Raw genomic sequence first — 20653 nt, 5'->3', positions numbered from 1 at the left:
GACATCGACGGGCACGCCAGAATCGACGCGAATGACCCAAAGCGGCCGTCGGCACCTGGGTCTACGGAACGTCTTTTCCGATCCGGATCACACTCGTTTCGGTCCCAAACAAGGTCGGAAGGCTGCGGTACAATGTAGCGATCCAGGCAATGCCCACCAGGAGAACGATGCCCAAGACGCTGACGAGCATCTGGGCGACGATGCCACCTGCAACCTGCACCAGGATCCAGTGAGCAGCGAATGACAGCAAAACGCCAAAGCAGAACACGGAGAGCGAGCGTTGCCCACACAGTATCAGCGGGCGCAGCCATTTTGAGGTAAGCCCCGGTACATCCGGCGGGAGAACATGCAGCAGCACGACCATCAGTGCGATGAAATGCGTGAGACGCAGCGGATCGAGATTGGTCTTGTCGATGGGATAAATCGCGTGAATCAGCGCCTGCGGCACAAATCGCTCTAGGGTTGGCACGTGCCATGTCATCACGATCAGGAACGCAAAGACGAGCCATGCCGCCGCGACTATCGTGACCGGGCGGGACAATGCTGCTGTCCTTATTGTGGGACCGCCACCAAAACCACACCAAACGCCGAAGACGAACAAGAACTGCCAGGCGAAGGGATTGAAGTACCATTTGCCGCCTGGAAACGAAGGCAAGTTCCAATCGAAATGTCGAGCTGCGACGTAGAGAACCGCTGAGCACAGCAGCGTCCAGTTCGGCCGACGCAGCAGGCCCCACAGCACCACCGGCGCCGCAAGCACCAGCACGATGTAGAGAGGCAGGACATCGAGGTTGACTGGCTTATACTTGAGCAAAAGGGCCTGCCCGATCGTTATATCGGTACGGTCGAGAAACTGCGCGACATTGAACTCGTCCTTGTACATCGGGTTGTCAAACCGGGCTGCGGTGCGAGCAATCTGAGCTGTGAAGAACAGAAACAAGAAAATATGGGCGACGTAGAGTTGCGACGCGCGCGTCCAAAGGCGCTTGGCCGCAGCTACAAACTGGTCAGCTTTGACCGCTGGTCCATAGGCAAATCCGATCGAATAGCCGGAAATGAACACAAAAATTTCGGCTGCGTCACTGAAACCGTAGTTGCGAAGGGTGAACCAGTTCACGAAGTTGTACGGAATATGGTCCAGGAAGATCATCCACTGGCCGATGCCTCGCAATAGATCAAGCCGCAGGTCGCGTTTACCGGGGCCTGCTAGAACAACGGTACGAGCCTCGCCAAAGTTCTCGTGCATGCTCTAAACCTTTCGCAGAAGCACTTGGGCAAAACAGGGCCACGTAAAACCGACACCTAGTTCGTAACTGCGATTGAGCAGGCTCGTTCTTCGATCCTACATTGATCCAGATCAAAGATGCCGCCGCGACTAGAAGGACCTCACCGACCTACGATCATCCGGCAAGGCCGTCTCAGTTGGCGCCCTCTTTCAGTTCGAATGTCGGCTGTTGGCCCTTAGCCGAACTACGCAGGAGCGCTCCGAAGGACGGGTATTGGGATAGCAGCGGACGTGCCCGCGCTTCGGAATCGGCAGGGCGTCGGGCTATGAACGTACCCGTCAGTGTGACCATTGACGCACGTGGAGCAGACGAAGCCGGCCTTGCTCGTGTTCAGTCGCAGTTGCGGACCTGAAGGCGAGCTTGCCGAATGTCATCGTTACGACCGTCAGAAAAGCAAAACAGCCTCGAAGGCTTTAGGTGGATGGCGGCACGCCACCCACTAACCTTTGAGTTTGGACGGGCGCTGGTCGTTTCCAATACGCCAGACTGCGGTAGGGCCGCCAATTCCAGACGCAGCCGGTATTTTAGCCGTCATCCTTGATGCGGAAGCAACAAGGTCACCGGCGAGTGAAATAGAGTTGTCGGTCGAGGCATCGCGCACTTTCGGAAATATTACGCGCGGAAAGTTCCCAACTTGATCGATGGTTGTCTGACTGACTCGTTGATCTTTGATGGTCGGAAGTACGTGCGAGCGAAGGTAATCGCCTTCACCGCATAGTATTGGCTCCGCGATATCGTCGAGTCCGAACGCTTCGTTTAGCTTGTCGTTGATCAACAGTTGCCGCAGATCAACGCTTGAGGAAATCTCTATTGTACGCACGAACGCCTGCGAAGTTGCAGGATCGTACGATGCAATTACAACCGACGAACTGAACCCCTGTCCGGATATCGCTGGCGACCAGTATGGGTGGGTCGCGAAGTACGAAATTAACGCATCATTGCAGCGTCGGGCGAGCTCTTTGACGTCCAGCTTTCTTAAGTCGACATCCGGAGTCGTTTCCTCAACGAACGCCCTCGCTATTTCTCCAATGTCTAGCTCTCTTGGAGTAGACGCGACATAAGCGCAGATGTCGTGAATATGAGCGTTGATCGCCATCGGATAGAAGCCGCGGCGTCCCGTTACGGCGATTAAGAACCGGTCTGGCCTAGACGGAGTTAGAATCTTTTCTGCGCCATCACAGTAGATTCCGTCGCCAAGAGTCTGACGGCTATCAGACGCGATGGTCAGGCCATCTTTCGATGCAACAATAACAATGAGAGTTCCGTCCGACGAAGGAATCATGCGTTTTACGTCCTCCATCACAAGCGCCGTCACGGTCAGCGCGATGATACATGCCGCGACGACCCAAAGCCTATGGATAAGTCTTAGACGTGCCATCAGCGAACAGAACCTTTCGTACCGCGAACCGCGTTTTGATGTTCGCGAGGTCTTCGTTCTTTAGTCTGTTGTGATCGTCCATGAACTGATTGTATTTTATTCCGCCAGACCAGTCCGTCGTTGCTCCTGCGCTTGCCGCGTTGACGAGCTCACTCAGTGGTCGCCGCTCCTCGGTGACCGGGTTGTTGAAGCCAACAACGAAAACTCCGAAGCAGGCGTGATCATTAGCGTTCATAGCGGCAAGTCGTTGGTTAAATGGCCGCATAGCGATCGCCCAGTCAGTTGGGACAAAGCTAATCTTGAGCCGGCGTGGAGTGCATCTTGATGTCAGCTAAGAAACAGAGCGTTCCGTCCGAACGCGACAGTCTTGATACTCCAAGCAGGCGAAAGCCCGTCCCTATTCCCGGTCGTGTTTCGAACGCCGAACTGCAAGCCGAAATTGATGGTACGCTGGACATGAGAATTGTTGGCGGCAAGAAGTTGCGTGATCTCTTAAGGCAGTTGCCTTCAAAATAGGTGCGAAGTATTTTGGATTTGACAGGGCGTTTCGGACCACCGGGACGGCATATCACTTCCTCGGTTGTTCGCTCGGCGGATCCGAGGGAGGAAGCGCCAGCACCGGCGTTTTGTCGGGTTCGGGAAATTGTAGTTGAGGCGTTACTGCCTTCAGCGTCTCGAATGACGCGGCGCTCGTTGATTGCGCCTCGCTCTCGCTCGGCGCTGGCGGAGGCAGGAACCGAACCTCGACTGTCATTCCGCGCTCTACGCGACTTAGTATTGATTCAAGCGCCCACTTCATATCGCCACGTTGTTCGTGATGTCTTCCGGCGCCATCTTTCACGGGGACGAGTTCGTTCACTTTCTGATCAATAGCAATCGCTACTTCCTCCTGTATCTTGCGATCAAAAATTTTCTCAATTTCCTCTGGCTTGAAGCTTTTGACCTTCTGCGTTTCTGCCCTAATCTTTCTAATCTCCTCCACGTCCTTCCAAGTCTTAAGGGCCCAGGTCATCGCAGTGCCCAATAAGGCAATCGTTGCGGGATCGAGGCCAAAAAAGAAGATCGGATCGCTCGTAGATATCTGATGAACTTCTACGGGTTCGGCTTCGCCTGTGGCCGCCTCCGAAAACGCCCGGATTATGCGGTTCAAGGTATGAAGTTCTTTGACCAGACCGCCTAACTCATTGTTGAATAGATCGCGCGGTAACAGCAATCCAACCTCAGCGCTTTCCGGCTCAAGCTTGTATGGCTCGATGCCCACGCGCTTCAGGCTGTCACGAAGCGCATTGATCGTTGAAGTAAATTGTTCACGTTGAGTTCTGAATGCATCGATTTCGTCCCGGATCACAGCGGGTGTGATGTTGTTATTTCTCACGACCTCATCCAAGTGAGAGGGGGCATCGTCGAGAAAAAATGGAGCGCCGCCGATTTCGGCGATGAGTTTTACCTGCGCGGGCGAGAACGTGCTCGACATGCCGGCCCATGCGGATCGGAATCGGGCTAGCGTCTCAACAAATTGAGTTTGGGCAGGAGCATGCGCCGGATTGTTGATGATCGCATGTAGCTCAGATACCAACTGTTGAAGCACTGCTTGCACATTATGTTGTGCATCCACAGTGATCAATAAATCAGACAACTCACGCAATCTCTCTGCGTTCATTTCAAAGGCCCCCTAGGCGCTGCACCCCTACGTTGGAGGTTAACTCAGCGCAACCATATTTAGAGTGTCAAGTGCGGGGTCGCTTATTAGCTCGTGCTGTGAACAACTTCGTCGGCCACTTGCGAAATTCAACGCCGCGTTCCGTAAACACGATTCCGGCGTTGATCAGCTCACCCATAAGAACCGTGAGCGTCGCTTCATGTGGCTCGCGCTTGCCCGACTCAAGATCGACCAGCGTAGCACGGTGAATATTGCAGCTTTCGGCTAGGTGGGCTTGAGACCATCCCAGCAGGCCGCGTGCCGCCCTGATCTGCGCTGCCAAAAGCGATAGGTCACGGGCCGTCATCAGATTCCGTTGCGCGTTGTGATCCGACAAAATGTCGTATATACTTTAGATTGATCATGAGGAAGATATGTCTGGAAGTCCATGGCCGATGTCGGCCAACGATGGTCTCGAACCGGGTAAAATGTTCGCTAGAAATATTGCTCTAGCGTTGGGTGATGCCGACACAAATGCCGCTTTGAGCGACTTCGTTATTGCGTTGGCCCGCAATCAGGCGCGTATCGACCACCTTGAGGCAATCGGCGCAAATGACAACACGAAGCACTAAGCCAAAAAGGGTCGCGATATACTCGCGCTATTCGTCCGATCTGCAAAACGACAGGTCAATTGAAGATCAGATAGCCGTTTGCGAGAAGTTCGCGGCGCGGCAGGGCTGGAGCGTCGCAGGCAATTTCTATGATCGCGCTGTTTCTGGCGCTTCACTGTTTGGGCGGCCACAGTTTGCCAGGATGGTTAGCGATGCGCATGCAGGCGCATTCGATATTATCTTGTCGGAGGATTTAGATCGCCTGTCACGCAGCCAATCGGATATCGCTCAGCTTTTCGAGCAAATGAACTTCGCTGAGATTGAGATTCATACGATAGCTGACGGCCTAACTACTGAGATGCACATTGGCCTTAAAGGGACCATGAGTGCCCTTTTCCTGAAGGGGTTGGCCCAAAAGGTTAGGCGAGGGCTCGGCGGTGTGGTGCGCCAAGGCCGCAATCCCGGAGGGGACCTTTACGGATACACACCGCGAAAGGGAGAGCCGGGCGTACTTGATATCAATCCGGAGACATCCGCGATCGTAAAACGCATTTTCGGAGAGTACGTGGCCGGTGCATCACCGCGCGTGATCGCTGCGGCCTTGAATGCGGACAATATTCCGGCGCCGCGCGGTGGCCAATGGAATGCTTCAACGATTAACGGTAATACCGCGCGAGGGCAGGGCCTCCTTCTGAACGAGAGATTCGTAGGGCGTGTGGTGTGGAACAAGCGACGGTCGGTTAAAGACCCCAAGACAGGAAGGCGGATAACTCGCACAAATCCAGAAAGCGAGTGGGTCACTCAAGACGTACCCGGCCTCCGGATTTTGGATGACAGATTGTTTGAAGCCGCACGAGCTAGGCGGTTAGAAGCTGGTACCCCTGCATCACGTCGAAAGCCAAAAACCATCCGGTTGCTGTCTGGTCTTCTTCGCTGTGGTGCTTGCGGGTCCGGAATGGCAGTGCTTGGCTCAGATCGGTCGGGGCCGCGGGTGCGGTGCAGCCGCAACAGGGAAAGCGGCTCCTGCAAGAACGCGGCGCGATACTATCTCGAAAAGATTGAGCGGCTTGTACTCGATCGACTCAAGGTGCAAATCGACAATCCGGCCCTCATGGGGCAGTTCGTCGAAGCTTATCTTGCTGAACGGCGAGCACTGTCAGCCGACGCTCGCCGTGACAAGGTGAAGATCACAGCCAAGATTGCGACGTGCCAGAGGGCAATAGAGAACCTGATCACCGCCGTCGAAAACGGCACACTTGGATCAGATGAGGTCGCAATGCGGCTACAGGCCCAGCGTTTAGAAAAGGGTCGGCTGCAGCAGGAGCTGGCGTCGGCAGACGAATTTGTTGCGTCGGTCGATCTTCACCCGACCGCAATCAAACGCTTCAAACAAAATCTGGAGCACATAGCAGGGGCACGAGGCGAAACAGACCCTCAGGTTGCGGCCAGCTTCCGCGAACTCGTGGATAGCGTCGTTGTCATGGCTAGGAAGGCCGGTGAGCCTTACACGGTGGAGACGCGCGGACGGATCGCAGCATTGATAGGGGCGCCCGCTGGGTGTCCTGAGGCCGCTCAAGCGGCCTTATCTTTGGAGGCTAGATCGGCCCTTAAAGATAAGGCCGCAGCGTCGGCTAAATCGGTGGTGCCGGCTGAGGGGATTGAACCCCCGACCTTCGGTTTACAAAACCGCTGCTCTACCGCTGAGCTAAGCCGGCAAAACCAAACAATTATAAGCAGTTAACGAGAAGAAACTTGTCCGGTCGGCACGTTGGGGTGCACGGTCGGGCAGCGTTTGCGTCGATATAGCCGCAGTCGGGGTGTAGGTCTAGTCTGACTGGCTTGCGCTCTTGTCCGCACCGCCGCCTGGCAGAAAATGTGTAGAGCCGGAGAACGCTTTGTGAAACCAGACTGCCCCCGTTGGAGGTACGGGCGAAGGATGTCAGACCAAAAGAGCGGATGATCGTCGACGCAACCGTCAATCAATTCTTGGAAGACTAAAGCTGACAAAACGATGGTGCTCCAAAGCTGTCAAAGCCTTGCGCGGTCTCGGAACCAAATACGTCCCTTTGGAGTGAGGACGAGACATGAAACGCTTTCTCGCCATCGCCGCTGCACTCGCAGCCGCCGACGCTCAGGCGGCGCCTCTAGACGATGCAATCAACTGCGCGAATTACGCGACTATTGATGCCGTCTGTCGTGAGCAAAAAGACCCAAGCGACCCTTTGCTCGGCAAACTCAAGACTGCAGCAGGCGTGTTGCACGGTCGCAGCATTCGCATAGGTGCGCAGGCTGGCGTTTCCAAAGAAGCGGTTGGAGCCTTGGCTACTATCGCCAACGACAAGATGACAAACGAGATGTCGCGCAAGTGCGACAACATCAAAGTGTTGCGTGATCAATTCGAGGGCACTTGCCGCCCGGTGATGGATCAAGCGTATCAAGATACGCTCATGATGATAGACGAGATCATGAAGAGAAAGGGTCGCTAAGAAGTTAGCGAACGCGCCGCGCTAAAGCATTAGCGACCGCGATGTGGTCGTAACCCTCGGCGTAGTCCTTTTTCCAGCGTGAATTGTTTCGGTACATCCGGTCGAGCTTGGCTTTCTCCTTCGCATCGGCCACGGTCAGGATACCCTTGCAATAGAGTTCGAGGGAGGCGTTCGCAAAACCGTAGTCACTGGCGGCCTTGCCGTGATCGACCGCGTGCGCGGCGCCGGTCAGGGCGAGCAGTGTTGCGGAGGCTAGGACGATGGCGGCGGTGCCGGGTAGTCGTTTCATGTGTCACCTCATATCCGCGAAGTGAACTTTTCGGCATTCCATGCTTCCAGAGGTGCGTTTCGCCGCCATGAAACAGGCGGCCCGTAGGGCCGCCTGATCCTCTTCACCCGACTTGTGCCGTGTTACTGGCAGATGTGCTGGAGGCCGTCCGCTCCCTTGTACCAGGTCCCGGGCCGGCAAACGATGCCGTTGCGGGCCGCATAGGTATCCCAATTGCCGTACCAGCCCATTTCGCTGCGGCCGCCGGCATACCCACCGGAAGTGTCATAGGCGTAGGAATTGTCCCAGCCGCGGAACGGCGCGGATGCAACGGCTGCCGCGGTGCCGACGGCGGCGCCAGCAACGGCGCCCGCGGTGTCGACCGGCCAAAAGCCCGATCGAGTTCCGTCATCCGGATTCACTTGGCCGCGGGCCATGTGCCGGCGCCGATAGGCGCGATCGGTGGTGGGATTGCCGGGGGTGAGATTCTGGCAATTGGGATCCTGGAAGAGCCCCGTGCAGGGGCCCGAATTGTCGACTGTGGTTTGCGCGAAGGCCGGTGTTGCCAGCGTGGACGCGACGATCGCGGCCAAGCCAAGACGCTTCAGGCTCGTCATGGCATTTGCTCCATGTTGTTGAGACCTGTGCTAAGCGCGCCATTCGGCAGTCGTTCCGCGGATTCTCGCATGTGGGGTCACATCGACGTGAGCCCGCGGAGGATGTGCGGTTTGTGTCACGCAACCTCGTGCGATCCAGCATGTGCGGCGGGTTTGTGTCCCGTTAACGCTTCGCTAGCGCAGCTTGCGGCATTTGAGCCGCTATCGACCCTTGCACGTTAGGCTTACCGGAAATTGGTGAGCGGGCCTTAACCCTCTCCGCGTGGCGATCGGATAGGTTGAGCGTCGGATAAACCGGGATCCTTCCATGCGCGCTCTCGCGCTCGCCGCCTTTCTGATCGGATTGCCCGCGACGGCGTTTGCCGGCGGCGGCTTCGATATCGTCGTTCCTGGCCGCCCGGGCGTGCCCATCATCATCGACAACATCGACGCGTCCTACAGCGTGGTCGAGGGTGTCTGGGGTCTCGGCAAGAACGTCCAGGTGCAGCCGACCATCTATGGCGGGCGCTACATCGCGGAGCGGCAGCCCGAGGACGTCGGCCATTATTATCCGACCATGGGCTTGCGGCCCGGCTACGGCCGGCTCGAGGTCGAGCCGCCCGCCAACCGCAAATTGCCCAGGCCCGCCGAGAGCTATCACCAGAGCTGGGGTGTGCAATCGGCGCCGCTGCCGCCGCAGATGGACGTGCCCGTCAATCCGCCGCCGGTGATCTTTGCGCCTGAGATCAACGACCGTCCGCGGCGTCCTCGGCCGCGGCCGCATGCACAGGCGCCCGGAAGGCCGCCAACTTAAGAAACGTCAAAAATTCAAGAAAAAATCCAAGATACGAAAATCAACAGGAGAGAGTAATGCGTCAGATGATTTCGGGACTGGTTGCGGCGGCTGCCGTGATGTTCGTCGCCACCGCGCCCGCCGCGGCTTGCGGCTTCAGCACGTGCGCACCGGTTGCGCCGGTCTATAGCGGCTGCAACACGGGTTGCGGTAGCTGGGGCTATGGCCCGGGTTATGGCGGATGGGGCTTTGAGCACCTCGCCGAGCCAGCCACGCAGTATTACTACGTCAACCAGGGCCCGACCTACACCGGACCGGGCGCATTCGCGCCGTACCCGACCTATCGTGAGGACGCAGTCGTCGCGCCCGCCAACTACGGCTACGGCCGTGGTTATGGCTACGGCAACGGCTATGGCTATCGTGCCGCCGCCGCCTATCCCTATCAGCGCCCGTACTACCGTCCGTATCGCTACGGCTATGGCCCGCGCTACGGCTATCTGCCGCGCACGCACTACGGCTACGGTCCGCGCTACGGCTACGCCCACCGCGCGCCGTATTACGGCGGCCACCGCGTGCTGCGCCGCTATTACTGATCGTTTGATTGGTTGTGTTGACGAAGCGCCCGTCCGCGCGATGCGGATGGGCGTTTTGTTGTTTGGATCCTTAGTTTGACGCGTTTTCTTGACGCGAACCGGTATCCAATTCGCTCGAAAACGCTCTACCGCTTCATCAGCCCGAGCCGGCTCGCGCCGACATAGAGCGAGAGCACGGCGGCGTTGGAGACGTTGAGGCTCTTGATCTCGCCGGGCATGTCGAGCCGCGCCACGACGCTGCATGTCTCGCGGGTCAATTGCCGCAGGCCCTTGCCTTCGGCACCAAGCACCAGCGCGAGCGGCTCGCGCAGCGTGACGTTCGAGAGGTCCTCGCTGCCTTCGCTGTCCAGCCCAACGGTCTGGAAGCCGCGTTCATTCAACGCGGTCAGGGCTCGGGCGAGGTTCTGCACGGTCACCATTGGCACCAGCTCGAGAGCGCCGGAGGCGGCCTTGGCCAGCACGCCGGTTGCCTCGGGGCTGTGGCGCGCCGTGGTGACGATCGCCTTCACCGCGAAAGCCGCTGCGGAGCGCAGGATGGCGCCGACATTGTGCGGATCGGTGATCTGGTCGAGCACCAGCACCATGCCTTCCTGGTCCAGGGTCTCGATGTCGGGCGAGGGCAGGGCGTCGGCCTCGGCCAGCAGGCCCTGGTGCACGGCGTCGGGCGACAGCAGGCGGTCGATCTCCTGGGGCCGGACGATCTCGGGCGCGACGCGGGTCGCGATGTTCTCGTCCGCAAGCCGCTTTGCGGCGTTCTCGGTCAGCGTCAGCTTGCGGATCTGCCGCTGAGGGTTGGCCAGCGCCATGGTCACGGTGTGCCAGCCATAGAGGATGACCGGTCCGTCGGACTGCGAATCGCGGTCGCGCCAGGCCGGCCGGCCGGCTGATTTTCCGGGCCTGTTGAAGGGCTTAGCCCCGCCGCGGGGGCCCCTTGGGGTGAATTTTTTGTCCTTCATGGGCTCGCTTGTGTCACGGGTCCCGGAATATGGCAATTTGGGTGGCTTCGGGGGCGATTTTAGCTGTTCGCCTCGGTTGACTTTGCCCCACCGCATCGCCCATAAACGCGCCCGGTCGCGCCCCCATCCGGGCTGTCGCGGCCTTCACGTTCCATGGCCGTCTTCGGTCGCCGGCAAGGTCCGGCCCGATTGTGCTGCCGTCGAGCGGGGGAGTGTCCCGAGTGGCAAAGGGAGCTGACTGTAAATCAGCCGCCTCATGGCTTCGCAGGTTCGAGTCCTGCCTCCCCCACCAGCCTTCGCTCGCTTCGCGAGCTACGGCTGGGCAAGCCTGACCAAATCACCGTCACGCGAAGCTAGCGAAGGCTGTCACGCCGTAGCCCGGAGGGCGCAGACGGACTGGTCCAGAGCGTAAGTCACCCCATCATCTCCCTGACCATTGGCACCACTTTCCCCCCGTAAAGCTCGATGCTCCGCATCAGCTTCTCGTGCGGCAAAGGCCCCGCCGAATACTTCAGCTGGAAGCGCGAAATGCCAAGCGCCTTTGCGGTCTTGGCGATCTTGCGCGCGACGGTTTCCGGCGAGCCCACATAGAGCGAGCCGTGCTCGGCCTCATTGACGAACTCGTCGCGGCCCATCGGCGGCCAGCCGCGCTCCTTGCCGATCCGGTCGCGCATCGCCTTGTAGTCGGGCCACAGCTCTTCGCGCGCCTGTTCGTCCGTCTCGGCGACGTAACCGGGCGAGTGCACGCCGATCGGCTGCGCCGGGCGGCCGAACTCCTTGAAGGCGCGGTGATAGAGATCGACGTAAGGCGCAAAGCGCGCGGGATCGCCGCCGATGATCGCGAGCATCAGGGGCAGGTCGTAATGCGCGGCGCGCACCACCGATTGCGGGCTGCCGCCGACGCCGATCCAGGTCTCAAGCCGGCCGTTCTCGACCGGCGGATAGATCAGCTGCTCTTTCAGCGGCGGACGCAGCTTGCCCTCCCAGGTCACCGGTTGCTGCGACAAGAGTGCCGTGAACAGGTCGAGTTTCTCCTCGAACAGCGCCTCGTAAGCGCGCAGGTCGAAGCCGAACAGCGGAAAGGATTCGGTGAAGGAGCCGCGGCCGAGGATGACCTCGGCGCGGCCGTTGGAGAGCGCATCGAGCGTGGCAAAGCGCTGGAACACGCGAATGGGGTCGTCCGAGCTCAGCACCGTCACGGCCGAGCCGAGATGGATGCGCCTGGTGCGCGACGCGATCGCGGCCAGCACGGTCTCGGGCGAGGAGATCGCAAAATCAGATCGGTGATGCTCGCCGAGGCCGATGAAGTCGATGCCGAGCTCGTCGGCCAGCACGGCTTCGTCGACGACGTTGCGGATCACCTGCGCATGCGCAAGCGTCTTGCCTGTGCCGTCCTTGGTGACGTCGCCAAAGGTATCCAGTCCGAATTGAAGCGGTGCGGTCATCGATCAGGTCTCTGCGGGGGAGGATCGACGACATGTGGTGGATGGCCGCCGGGTCACAAGGCGGGTTTCGGAAATGCTCGGTTTCCGTTTGGTAGACCCTTGCTCTCTGCGCGGTCACGAGGCGGCAGATGTCGTTGCCGCCTCGTGCTCATGACAGTCAGAGCGGATCGCGGATCAGCGGCGAGGTCGAGCAGTGGATGCCGCCGCCGCCGAGCGCGACCTTGTCGTAAGCCACAACGCGCGTGGTGATGCCGGCCTTGACGAATTTCTCCATGGTCCGCGGCGAAATGCCTTCGGGCAAGATGACATGGCCCGGGCGTACGGCGAGACAATTGATCACCCAGTTCTGGTCATCGGGACAGACCTCGATCTGGCGAATCCCGAGTTCCTTCAGTTTTTCAAGGAACCAGAACGGTAGCAACGTCGGGTTCACGAAGGCGGTATCGCGGTCGATCATCACGAACATGCCGTCGATGTGCAGCCGATAGCCGGTCAGCTGGACGCGCAGCAGCTCCACGCCCTGCGTGCGCAACACTTCCTCGAGCTGGCGCGCGCCTTCCTCGTCGACGCGGCTCGACAGCCCCACGACCGCGACCTTGGGCGTGATGAAGGCGAAGCTGCCACCTTCCATGAGTCCCGTGCCGGAGATCGTCCTGAGGATCGGCATCCCGAGCTTGGCCAGGGTACGGCTGACCGGCAGCTCTTCCCCGCGCCTGATCGGGGGGCCGAGGCGGGTGACGATGGCGCCGCCGTCGACGGCAATCACGCTGTCGCGCGTGTAGACGGTCTTCATCTTGCCCGGCGCGCATTGATCGACATAGACGACCTCCGCGCCTTCCTCGCGTAACGCCTGAGCGAGCGCGTCATGCTGGCTCTGCTGTGCGGCCAGATCCGGGATCACGTCGCCGCGCCAGTACCAGCCTTGCTCGGGGTCGCCGAAGGCGCCGATCTCGGGCAGGCGCTTGTTCGCGTCAACGATATTCAACTCGGCGCCGGGGCGATGCATGAGCACCATCCGGATCTGGCCGACGTCGTTGTTGCAGCCCCAGCGGCGCCCCCAAACGCCGACCTGCTCCGATTCCGTCTCGAAGGCCGGTTCGGCGCGCGACGGAAACGCTTTGATCAGCATGTTGTAGCGAAATTCTGGCTCGGAAATGATCGACATGAGGGGCTCCTGCGGGAAGTGGTTGGTGTGGCGCATGCGGGCTCAACGCGAGCGGTACGCCCGGACTGCGATATCGATGAAGAGAAGACTGACCGTGATCAGGATGAGCACGGCGGCGACTGCGGCCATGGTGGGATCGAGTTGTTCGTTGATGCCGTCCCACATCCGCCGCGGAAGCGTGAAAACCCCGCGGCCGGCAATGAACAGCACGATCACCAGCTCATCCCAACTGTGGATGAAGGCGAAGATCACACCGGAGATGATGCCCGGCAGAATGTTCGGGATGATGACCATGCGCAGCGTCTGGCCAATGCTGGCGCCGAGGTTGAGGGCCGCCTGTTCGAGCCTGGGGTCGAAGCCGGCGAGCGCCGTCGAGACGGTGATGATCACATAGGGCATGCCGGTCACCGCATGGGCGATGATCACGCCGGTGTAGGTATCGATCAGCCTGAGGTCCACCCAGACCTGATAGATGCCGAGCGCGTAGACGATGGTCGGCACCATGATCGGCATCAGCATGACGAGGCGGACGATATTGCTGGCACGGTTGCCGAGACGCCAGCATCCGATAGCGCAGAGCGTTCCGGCGACCGTCGCGATGACCGTCGAGCAGATCGCGATGACGAGGCTGTGCAGGATGCTCGTCAGCCAGGCCTGGCTGGTCAGCAGGTTGCGATAATATTGCAGCGAGACGCCGTCGCGAGGCAGCGACAGATAGGGACGATCGGTCAGCGACACCGCGAAGACGATGGTGATGGGCAGGACGAGAAAGCAGATAATCGCCCATGCGATCGAGCGCGTCATAGGCGAGGAGCCTTCGAATGCGGTGCTGCTGGTGCTCATATGGACCCGAACAGCTTGCGCAGATCGACGACGCGGGCGAGCGCGACAAGCAGCCCGCCGATGATGATGAGCAGGGTGCCGGCCAGCATACTGCCGACGCCCCAGCGGACGATCTCGAGAATCTGGACCTTGATATATTCGGCGATCATCAGAGTCTTGCCGCCGCCGAGAATGGCCGGGGTCACGAAGAAGCCGAGGGAGAAGATGAACACGAGGATACTGGCGCCGACGACTCCGGGCATCGACAATGGCAGGAACACCTGGCGGAACGCGACGGCGCGGCTGGCGCCGAGGCCCCGGGCTGCGGCAACGCATCGTTGATCGATGTCGCGCATGTTGGCGTAGATGGGGAGGATGCCGAAGGGCAGCATGTAGTGGACCATGCCGATCAACACACCGGTCTCGTTCCAGATCAGGCTGAGCGGAGCGTCAACCAGTCCGCTTGAGATCAGGATGTTGTTGATGAGACCCTCGCGCCGCAGCAGCACAAACCAGGCGAAGGCGCGCACCAGGACAGAGATCCACAGCGGCACGAGAACGCCGAGGAACATCCAGCGGCGGACCCGCTCGCTCGAATGGACCAGCGCGTAAGATACGATGTAGGCGAGCACGAGCGTGATCAGCGTGCTGATGACGCTGATGCGCGCCGTCGTCGCCAGCATGCGCTGGATCGACGCGCTGGTCGCAAGCATGGCGTAGTTGTCGAGGCCCGGCTGCGGCTCGGTGACGCTCAACCAGAGCACCTTCGAGATCGGGTAGATATAACAAACGATCATCAGCGCCAGGGCCGGCAGGATCAGCAGCCAGTAGCGCGCGGTTACGCCGAAGCCCGGACGGGACGGCGAGGGCGTCAGCTGATCTGCAGGAGAGCTCATCGATATCGGACCCGGGCGCTCGGGGCTTTGCGCGGTTTTGGCGAGGTTTTGGCAGCGCGGCGCCGAGGAGCGCCACGCCGCCGGTAACGGACGTCAGGAGGAGATGAAATCCAGATAGGCCTGGAAGGTCTTGGAATGGTTTTCGATGTACCAGGCCGCGTTGATCCTGGCCTGAACCGCTGCGTTTGCGGGATCGGCCGGATTGGTCGCGCGCAGCGCTTCCGGCACCATGGACTGGGCCGCCGGGTTGGAGGGACCGTTGCCCATCGCAGTCAGAAGTTTCACCTGCCCCTCCGGCTGCTGCATGGAGGCGATGGCGCGGAAGGCCTCGGCGCCGGCCGGATTGTTCTTCGGCACGACCCACAAGCCGGGCTGCAGAAGACCGTCCTTGAAGGTGTAGGCGATGCGGTTATTGGTCTCGGCCTTGAGGACGTTGGCGCGGGTGTGCCACAACAGGCCCATGACGCATTCGCCGTCCCGCATCAGGCTCTGGCTTTCGGCGCCGCTGTTCCAGTAGAGCACATCCTTCTTGATGGTTCCGAGCTTGGTGAAGGCGCGCTTGACGTCCAGCGGATAGAGCTGGTCGGGCGGGACACCGTCGGCGATCAGGCACAGCTCGAGCATGGCCTGGGAATCCTTGCGGACCATGCGGCGGCCTGGATATTTCTTCAAGTCGAAGAAGTCTGCGAGGGTCGGCGTCTCCTTGACCTTCGCCGTGTCCCAGGCGAGCACGGAGGAGAACATGTAGTTCACGACGCCGTTCTCGTAGGCGAATTCCGTGGCGACCTTGCTCTTGTCGACGATGCTGTAGTCGATCTTCTCCAGGGCGTTGCGCGGCCCGAGCTCGGCCAGCGTCGTAACGCCGCAATCGCAGATGTCCCAGGTGACGTTGCGAGACTGGACCATCGTCAGGATCTTGCCGTTGAGGGGGCCGCTGCCGTCCAGCACCATGCGGCCGCCCTGCGCGGCGAAGGGCTGCACATAGGCTTCGTCGAAAGCCTTCATGGCGGCGCCGCCGTAGTTGACCACGACGACCTCCTTGCGCGCCTCTGCGCGGGCAGCGCCGGCGGCGAACACTGCGGGAGCGGCGAGAAGGCTGGCGCCTCCCTTCAGGAGGGCGCGCCGGGTCGGGGTGAAAATTGAATTGCGTTCGTTCATGACGGAAGCCCCATTCGTTCGTTTCGACTGTTGCGGCACTGCAGTTCAGGCATCGGTGACCAGCGTCCCGGCGCTGTGGTCCCAACCGATCGTTACGGCGTCGCCGGCGACGGGCGGCTCGCCATGTCGCCAGGTCGGCATCATCACGACGACGTCGCCGAATTCCGGCGTGGCGACCACGAGCCGGAATTGTGAGCCCAGATAGCTCCACTCGGAGACGACGCCTTTGAGCGTATTGTCGGGTTGACCGGTTTTGCCGGCGAGGGTGATCTTCTCCGGCCTCAGGGCGATCACGACGGGCTGGCCGATCGCCGGGCGATTGCAGTCGTCGCTCGCCTGGATGATCCGCACGCCCTGATGGGTCAGCACGAAGCCGCCGGCCACGTGATTGTCCACGCTGCCCTTGAGGAAATTGCTCTTGCCGAGAAAGTTGGCGACGAAGCTTGTCGCGGGCCGCTCGTACAGCTCGGTCGGCGATCCCTGCTGGACCATCTTGCCGTCTCGCATCACCACGATCCGGTCTGACATCGACAGGGCTTCGTCCTGGTCATGGGTGACGTAGATGAAGGTCAGGCCGATCCGCTTGTGCAATCGCTTCAGCTCGTCCTGCAGCTCTGCGCGCAGCTTCTTGTCGAGCGCGCTCAGCGGCTCGTCCAGCAGAAGCAGGTGAGGCGTGAAGACCATCGCGCGGGCAAGCGCGACGCGTTGCTGCTGGCCGCCGGAGAGCTGGCGCGGATAGCGGCCGGCTTGCGAGCTCAGCTGCACCAGATCGATGGCGGCATCGACCTTGCTCTTGATCTCGGCGGCAGGCCGTTTGCGCACCTTCAGCGGGAACGCGACGTTGTCGTACACGGTCATGTGCGGAAACAGGGCGTAGCCCTGGAACACCATACCGAAATTCCGCTGCTCGGGAGGGAGTCGCAGGATGCTCTGTCCGCCCAGCAGGATGTCGCCGCGATCGGGCTGGACGAAGCCGGCGATGGACATCAGCAGCGTGGTCTTGCCTGAGCCCGAGGGCCCCAGCAGCGTCAGAAATTCTCCGCGCTTGACCGTGAGGGACACATCGTTCAGCGCGGCGAAGTCTCCGTAGAACTTGACGAGCCTCTCGATCTTCAAATCGTGATCAACTCCTGCGGAAGCTGACACACTTATGAAATTGTTGCTGGTCATTCTCGTCTTCTGGCTACGGCGGCAGAACGTGCGGAGATCCGTGTATCCCTGCAGATTGGCCGAGAGCTAAAATCGCAACAATCATCTAATTTGCATCTGTATGGTGTGTTTTTTGAACGATTGACCCGCCGGTGGCCGACGGTTGCAATCAGTGCGTTCGGTGTGCCGACGATGAGCGTCGGCGTTGTCGCTGGACAGGCGGCCTATTCAGAACGAGCCGCCGCATCGATTGTCCTGGCGATGCCCCCCTGGAATGCTTCCTTCAACCAGCGGCGCAGCACCACCAGTTCGGGGTCGCCCCAACGTCTGGCAACAGCGACGAAGTAGTAACCGCCGAGACTGACGGGGTGAGGGCTAAGATCGACCAGTCTGCCTGCGGCGAGGTCCTCCTCGACGAGCAGCGTGTTTGCGAGTGCGACGCCTTGTCCCTGTCTTGCGGCCTCGATCGTCAGATGGGCATGCCAGAGGTGCGGTCCTCGCAACATCGGCAGGTCGGTGACCCCCGCATTTTCGAACCATTGCTCCCAATAGAGCGTCGAGGCTTCGTGGATCAGCGGCAGGTTCAGGAAATCGGAAGCCTGAGTGACGACGGGATGGCGCGCCCTGAACGCGGGGCTTGCGACGGCATGAATCTTCGGCGCCGCGATCAGCTCGGTCCTGACCTTCGGGCGGCTGATCATCATGTTCATGTGAACGATCTCGGCATCAGCCTCGCCGCGCGTGAAGTCCGCACGCGACAGCGTTGGATACAGGGCGATGTCGTAGTTCGGCAGGCTGGCCATGAGCGCGGGCAAACGGGCGAGCAGGCGCTGATTGATGATGCCGGGAATGCACCAGATCGTCAGGGTTCGGCGGCTGGCCGGACGAACATCTTCGTTGGCCTGGCGCAGGATGTCGAAGGCGCGGGTGACCCGAGCGTGGAATGCTTCGCCGGCGGCCGTCAGCAGCAGGCCGCGTCCGTGCGCCGCAACCAGCGCGACATTGAGGTCGAGCTGGAGCTTGCGGATGTGTCGGGAGACGACGGTCGGACTCACCGACAATTCATCGCTTGCCGCCTTGATGCTGCCGGTGCGGCCGACAGCCTCGAAGGCTCTCAGGGCATTGAGCGACGGAAGCCGCAGTGACAAGCGATCCTCTGGCAAAAGCCACCTCTTTCCAGATGATCTAGCTCACCAAACCAGTCAGCGAAAGCAGGATCCGCGCCAATCCGAGGGATCGATGTACTGGGATTCGGGTCCACCTACCGCCACATCCCGCGCATCCGGGCCCCGATATCGATCTTCGGGCCCTGCGCCGCCGCGCGGGCCGCAGCCGAAGCCGCCTTCGGCCAGGCGGTGCGCTCGAACAGATAGACGAGGGATTCCGGGATGAAGCGGGTGCGCGAGGCGTAGACGTGGCGGTCGCCCTTGGCTTGCTGGCCGTGGGTGAAGAAGCGCTGCGGCACGACGAGGTGCAGATCGTCCTTGGCGCGCGTCATCGCGACATAGAGCAGGCGGCGCTCCTCCTCGAGCTCGGCCGAGGTGCCGGCGCCGAGATCCGACGGCATGCAGCCGTCGACGACGTTGAGCACGAACACCGACTTCCATTCCTGGCCCTTGGCCGAATGGATGGTGGAGAGGATCAGATAGTCCTCGTCGCGGAGCGGAGGACCTGATTTGTCGCTGGTCGCATCCGGCGGGTCGAGCGTGAGCTCGGTCAGGAATTTTTCGCGCGAGGCATAGCCACTCGCGATCTGCTCGAGCTGCATGAGGTCGGCGCGGCGCGTCTCGGAATCCTCGTGGATGCGATCGAGATGCGGCTTATACCAGAGCCGCACGCGCTCGAGATCGGCGGGCCATTCCGAGTAACGCAGATTTCCGACCGTGCGGACGAAGTCGGTCCAGTCGGCGCCGGTGCGTGGCGGCACCGCAAGCTGGCCGAGCGCGGCAAGCGGATCGGTGCTTTCCGCCATCTGGTCGAGCACGCGCTGCGCGGTGGCGGGGCCGACGCCCGGCAACAGGTGCAGGATGCGGAAACCGGCGACGCGGTCGCGCGGATTTTCGGCAAAGCGCAGCAGCGCCAGCACGTCCTTGACGTGCGCGGCATCGAGAAATTTCAGTCCGCCGAACTTGACGAAGGGGATGTTGCGGCGGGTCAGCTCGATCTCCAGCGGACCGGAATGCGAGGACGTGCGGAACAGCACCGCCTGGTGCTTGAGCAGCGCGCCTTGCTCGCGGTTGGCCAGCACCTCCTCGACGATGTAGCGCGCCTGGTCGGCCTCGTCGTGGACGGTGACGAGCTGCGGCTTCTGCGACGAGGTGCGGTCGGTCCACAGGTTCTTGGTGAAGCGCTCGCGCGCAAGCCCGATGACGCCGTTGGCCGCCGCCAGCACGGGTTGCGTCGAGCGGTAGTTGCGGTCGAGCGTGATCATCTCGGCGTGGGGGGAGAAGCTTTGCGGAAAATCCAGGATGTTGCGGACGGTGGCGGCGCGGAACGAATAGATCGACTGCGCGTCGTCGCCGACCACGGTCAGCCCGCGTCCATCCGGCTTCAGCGCCAGCAGGATCGAGGATTGCAGGCGGTTGGTGTCCTGATATTCGTCGACCAGCACGTGATCGAAGCGGCCGCCGATCTCTTCGGCGATCAGCGCATCGCTCATCATCTGCGACCAGTAGAGCAGGAGGTCGTCGTAGTCCAGAACGTGCTGGGCCTGCTTGGCCTCGACATAGGCCGCGAACAGGCCCTTCAGTTCGGCGGCCCAGCCCGCACACCAGGGATAGTGCTGGCCGAGCACCTTTTCGATCTCCATCTCGGCATTGACGCAGCGCGAGTAGATCGACAGGCAGGTGCCCTTGGCCGGAAAGCGGCTCTCGGTCTTCGACAGGCCGCGCTCGTGCCGAACCAGATTCATCAGGTCGGCGGAATCCTCGCGGTCGTGGATGGTGAAGGCTGGATCGACGCCAATCCGCTCGGCATATTCGCGCAGGAGCCGCGCGCCGATGCCATGGAACGTGCCGGCCCAGGTGAGGGCGTCGCGCATGATCGCGGCATTGTTCTCGCCCAGCACCTTTCGGGCGATGCGCTCGACCCGGCCGGCCATCTCGGCCGCGGCGCGGCGGGAGAACGTCATCAGGAGGATGCGGCGTGGATCGGCGCCTGCGACGATCAGGTGCGCGACGCGATGGGCGAGCGTATTGGTCTTGCCGGAGCCCGCGCCGGCGATGACGAGCAGGGGGGCGCCCACGGTCGCGCCATCTGCGACGCCATGCTCCACGGCGCGGCGCTGCTCCACATTGAGCCTGTCCAGATATGTCGCCACGAATCGCCCCGGTGAAAGGGTGAGAGTCGGCGATCCCGGCGCGAATCGCAATGCGGCTGGACGGAACCAATGTTAAGACCTAGGGACAAGACG

The 20653-nt window shown here is 61.0% G+C and carries 20 protein-coding genes, 2 tRNA genes and 1 pseudogene; 7 read left to right on the top strand and 16 right to left on the bottom strand.

All coding sequences use genetic code 11. The features are described 5' to 3' along the window. Positions 1-61 precede the first annotated feature (61 nt). Complete coding sequence (locus tag AC1DW2_RS01360; protein WP_477005105.1) at positions 62-1246, bottom strand: OpgC domain-containing protein; 1185 nt, start codon at positions 1244-1246, stop codon at positions 62-64. A gap of 479 nt (positions 1247-1725) precedes the next feature. After that, entirely contained in the window at positions 1726-2586 is an 861-nt protein-coding gene (locus AC1DW2_RS01355) for a hypothetical protein (protein ID WP_477005104.1), read from the bottom strand. A gap of 402 nt (positions 2587-2988) precedes the next feature. Here AC1DW2_RS01355 and AC1DW2_RS01350 point away from each other — a divergent pair, with 402 nt between their 5' ends. Further along, the gene (locus AC1DW2_RS01350) at positions 2989-3180 is read left to right on the top strand and encodes a hypothetical protein (RefSeq protein ID WP_477005103.1); all 192 of its coding nucleotides are present in this window, start codon (positions 2989-2991) and stop codon (positions 3178-3180) included. A gap of 52 nt (positions 3181-3232) precedes the next feature. Here AC1DW2_RS01350 and AC1DW2_RS01345 read toward each other — a convergent pair whose 3' ends face one another. Continuing rightward, positions 3233-4324 (bottom strand): hypothetical protein, encoded by a 1092-nt coding sequence (locus AC1DW2_RS01345; RefSeq protein WP_477005102.1) that lies wholly within the window; start codon positions 4322-4324, stop codon positions 3233-3235. Positions 4325-4391: 67 nt separating this feature from the next. Then, positions 4392-4670: a helix-turn-helix domain-containing protein gene (locus tag AC1DW2_RS01340; RefSeq protein WP_477005101.1), complete on the bottom strand. Its 279-nt coding sequence runs from the start codon at positions 4668-4670 to the stop codon at positions 4392-4394. Between the two features lie 88 nt (positions 4671-4758). Between AC1DW2_RS01340 and AC1DW2_RS01335 the strand changes: the two genes are divergently transcribed. Together AC1DW2_RS01335 and AC1DW2_RS01330 are read left to right on the top strand one after the other, a co-directional pair. Then, positions 4759-4935 (top strand): hypothetical protein, encoded by a 177-nt coding sequence (locus AC1DW2_RS01335; RefSeq protein ID WP_166342358.1) that lies wholly within the window; start codon positions 4759-4761, stop codon positions 4933-4935. Further along, a pseudogene (locus AC1DW2_RS01330) lies at positions 4916-5989 on the top strand (recombinase family protein); the annotation flags it as partial. The gene AC1DW2_RS01335 and the pseudogene AC1DW2_RS01330, both read left to right, overlap by 20 nt. A 565-nt stretch (positions 5990-6554) precedes the next feature. Here the strand turns inward: AC1DW2_RS01330 and AC1DW2_RS01325 are convergent. Beyond that, positions 6555-6629, bottom strand: a tRNA-Thr gene (locus AC1DW2_RS01325). Positions 6630-6998: 369 nt separating this feature from the next. On the opposite strand from AC1DW2_RS01325, the gene AC1DW2_RS01320 reads away from it, so the two are divergent. Continuing rightward, a complete protein-coding gene (locus AC1DW2_RS01320) occupies positions 6999-7400 on the top strand; it encodes a hypothetical protein (RefSeq protein ID WP_208087473.1) in 402 nt (133 codons plus the stop codon). 4 nt (positions 7401-7404) lie between these two features. Here AC1DW2_RS01320 and AC1DW2_RS01315 read toward each other — a convergent pair whose 3' ends face one another. Continuing rightward, positions 7405-7689, bottom strand: coding sequence for a hypothetical protein (locus AC1DW2_RS01315; RefSeq protein WP_208087472.1), 285 nt, complete (start codon positions 7687-7689; stop codon positions 7405-7407). 122 nt (positions 7690-7811) lie between these two features. Beyond that, entirely contained in the window at positions 7812-8285 is a 474-nt protein-coding gene (locus AC1DW2_RS01310; protein ID WP_477005100.1) for a hypothetical protein, read from the bottom strand. A gap of 307 nt (positions 8286-8592) precedes the next feature. Here AC1DW2_RS01310 and AC1DW2_RS01305 point away from each other — a divergent pair, with 307 nt between their 5' ends. Together AC1DW2_RS01305 and AC1DW2_RS01300 are read left to right on the top strand one after the other, a co-directional pair. Next, on the top strand, positions 8593-9078 hold the full coding sequence (locus AC1DW2_RS01305) for a hypothetical protein (protein ID WP_071912719.1): 486 nt from the start codon (positions 8593-8595) through the stop codon (positions 9076-9078). Positions 9079-9134: 56 nt separating this feature from the next. Further along, complete coding sequence (locus AC1DW2_RS01300; protein WP_063982537.1) at positions 9135-9650, top strand: hypothetical protein; 516 nt, start codon at positions 9135-9137, stop codon at positions 9648-9650. 125 nt (positions 9651-9775) lie between these two features. Here AC1DW2_RS01300 and rlmB read toward each other — a convergent pair whose 3' ends face one another. Then, positions 9776-10606: a 23S rRNA (guanosine(2251)-2'-O)-methyltransferase RlmB gene (gene rlmB / locus AC1DW2_RS01295; protein ID WP_477005099.1), complete on the bottom strand. Its 831-nt coding sequence runs from the start codon at positions 10604-10606 to the stop codon at positions 9776-9778. Positions 10607-10812: 206 nt separating this feature from the next. On the opposite strand from rlmB, the gene AC1DW2_RS01290 reads away from it, so the two are divergent. Continuing rightward, positions 10813-10898: transfer RNA gene (locus AC1DW2_RS01290), tRNA-Tyr, on the top strand. Between the two features lie 121 nt (positions 10899-11019). Here AC1DW2_RS01290 and AC1DW2_RS01285 read toward each other — a convergent pair. The 8 genes from AC1DW2_RS01285 to AC1DW2_RS01250 form a co-directional block, all read right to left on the bottom strand. Next, complete coding sequence (locus AC1DW2_RS01285) at positions 11020-12051, bottom strand: LLM class flavin-dependent oxidoreductase (protein WP_477005098.1); 1032 nt, start codon at positions 12049-12051, stop codon at positions 11020-11022. Between the two features lie 157 nt (positions 12052-12208). Next, positions 12209-13216: a dimethylarginine dimethylaminohydrolase family protein gene (locus AC1DW2_RS01280; protein WP_477005097.1), complete on the bottom strand. Its 1008-nt coding sequence runs from the start codon at positions 13214-13216 to the stop codon at positions 12209-12211. A 42-nt stretch (positions 13217-13258) separates the two neighbouring features. Continuing rightward, positions 13259-14059 (bottom strand): ABC transporter permease, encoded by an 801-nt coding sequence (locus AC1DW2_RS01275; protein WP_063982540.1) that lies wholly within the window; start codon positions 14057-14059, stop codon positions 13259-13261. Then, the gene (locus tag AC1DW2_RS01270) at positions 14056-14934 is read right to left on the bottom strand and encodes an ABC transporter permease (RefSeq protein WP_084795074.1); all 879 of its coding nucleotides are present in this window, start codon (positions 14932-14934) and stop codon (positions 14056-14058) included. Before AC1DW2_RS01270 ends, AC1DW2_RS01275 begins: the two co-directional genes overlap by 4 nt. Positions 14935-15027: 93 nt before the next feature. Then, a complete protein-coding gene (locus AC1DW2_RS01265) occupies positions 15028-16092 on the bottom strand; it encodes an ABC transporter substrate-binding protein (protein ID WP_354124072.1) in 1065 nt (354 codons plus the stop codon). 45 nt (positions 16093-16137) lie between these two features. Next, positions 16138-17208 (bottom strand): ABC transporter ATP-binding protein, encoded by a 1071-nt coding sequence (locus AC1DW2_RS01260; RefSeq protein ID WP_225005249.1) that lies wholly within the window; start codon positions 17206-17208, stop codon positions 16138-16140. 257 nt (positions 17209-17465) lie between these two features. Beyond that, positions 17466-18389 carry a LysR substrate-binding domain-containing protein gene (locus tag AC1DW2_RS01255; RefSeq protein ID WP_063982543.1) on the bottom strand — a complete coding sequence of 308 codons (924 nt, stop codon included), beginning with the start codon at positions 18387-18389 and terminating at the stop codon, positions 17466-17468. Positions 18390-18502: 113 nt separating this feature from the next. Next, positions 18503-20560, bottom strand: coding sequence for an ATP-dependent helicase (locus AC1DW2_RS01250; protein WP_477005096.1), 2058 nt, complete (start codon positions 20558-20560; stop codon positions 18503-18505). Between the last annotated feature and the right edge of the window lie 93 nt (positions 20561-20653).

The organism is Bradyrhizobium sp. P3_C3 (genome assembly GCF_056402655.1).
Note: the sequence above shows the minus strand (reverse complement) of the source record. Positions and strands in the feature narration are given on the sequence as shown.

Bases quoted from the DNA above. Each gene is read 5' to 3' on its own strand.
- AC1DW2_RS01360 (WP_477005105.1), bottom strand. From the start codon at position 1,246: ATGCACGAGAACTTTGGCGAGGCTCGTACCGTTGTTCTAGCAGGCCCC.
- AC1DW2_RS01355 (WP_477005104.1), bottom strand. From the start codon at position 2,586: ATGGAGGACGTAAAACGCATGATTCCTTCGTCGGACGGAACTCTCATT.
- AC1DW2_RS01350 (WP_477005103.1), top strand. From the start codon at position 2,989: ATGTCAGCTAAGAAACAGAGCGTTCCGTCCGAACGCGACAGTCTTGAT.
- AC1DW2_RS01345 (WP_477005102.1), bottom strand. From the start codon at position 4,324: ATGAACGCAGAGAGATTGCGTGAGTTGTCTGATTTATTGATCACTGTG.
- AC1DW2_RS01340 (WP_477005101.1), bottom strand. From the start codon at position 4,670: ATGACGGCCCGTGACCTATCGCTTTTGGCAGCGCAGATCAGGGCGGCA.
- AC1DW2_RS01335 (WP_166342358.1), top strand. From the start codon at position 4,759: ATGTCGGCCAACGATGGTCTCGAACCGGGTAAAATGTTCGCTAGAAAT.
- AC1DW2_RS01320 (WP_208087473.1), top strand. From the start codon at position 6,999: ATGAAACGCTTTCTCGCCATCGCCGCTGCACTCGCAGCCGCCGACGCT.
- AC1DW2_RS01315 (WP_208087472.1), bottom strand. From the start codon at position 7,689: ATGAAACGACTACCCGGCACCGCCGCCATCGTCCTAGCCTCCGCAACA.
- AC1DW2_RS01310 (WP_477005100.1), bottom strand. From the start codon at position 8,285: ATGACGAGCCTGAAGCGTCTTGGCTTGGCCGCGATCGTCGCGTCCACG.
- AC1DW2_RS01305 (WP_071912719.1), top strand. From the start codon at position 8,593: ATGCGCGCTCTCGCGCTCGCCGCCTTTCTGATCGGATTGCCCGCGACG.
- AC1DW2_RS01300 (WP_063982537.1), top strand. From the start codon at position 9,135: ATGCGTCAGATGATTTCGGGACTGGTTGCGGCGGCTGCCGTGATGTTC.
- rlmB (WP_477005099.1), bottom strand. From the start codon at position 10,606: ATGAAGGACAAAAAATTCACCCCAAGGGGCCCCCGCGGCGGGGCTAAG.
- AC1DW2_RS01285 (WP_477005098.1), bottom strand. From the start codon at position 12,051: ATGACCGCACCGCTTCAATTCGGACTGGATACCTTTGGCGACGTCACC.
- AC1DW2_RS01280 (WP_477005097.1), bottom strand. From the start codon at position 13,216: ATGTCGATCATTTCCGAGCCAGAATTTCGCTACAACATGCTGATCAAA.
- AC1DW2_RS01275 (WP_063982540.1), bottom strand. From the start codon at position 14,059: ATGAGCACCAGCAGCACCGCATTCGAAGGCTCCTCGCCTATGACGCGC.
- AC1DW2_RS01270 (WP_084795074.1), bottom strand. From the start codon at position 14,934: ATGAGCTCTCCTGCAGATCAGCTGACGCCCTCGCCGTCCCGTCCGGGC.
- AC1DW2_RS01265 (WP_354124072.1), bottom strand. From the start codon at position 16,092: ATGAACGAACGCAATTCAATTTTCACCCCGACCCGGCGCGCCCTCCTG.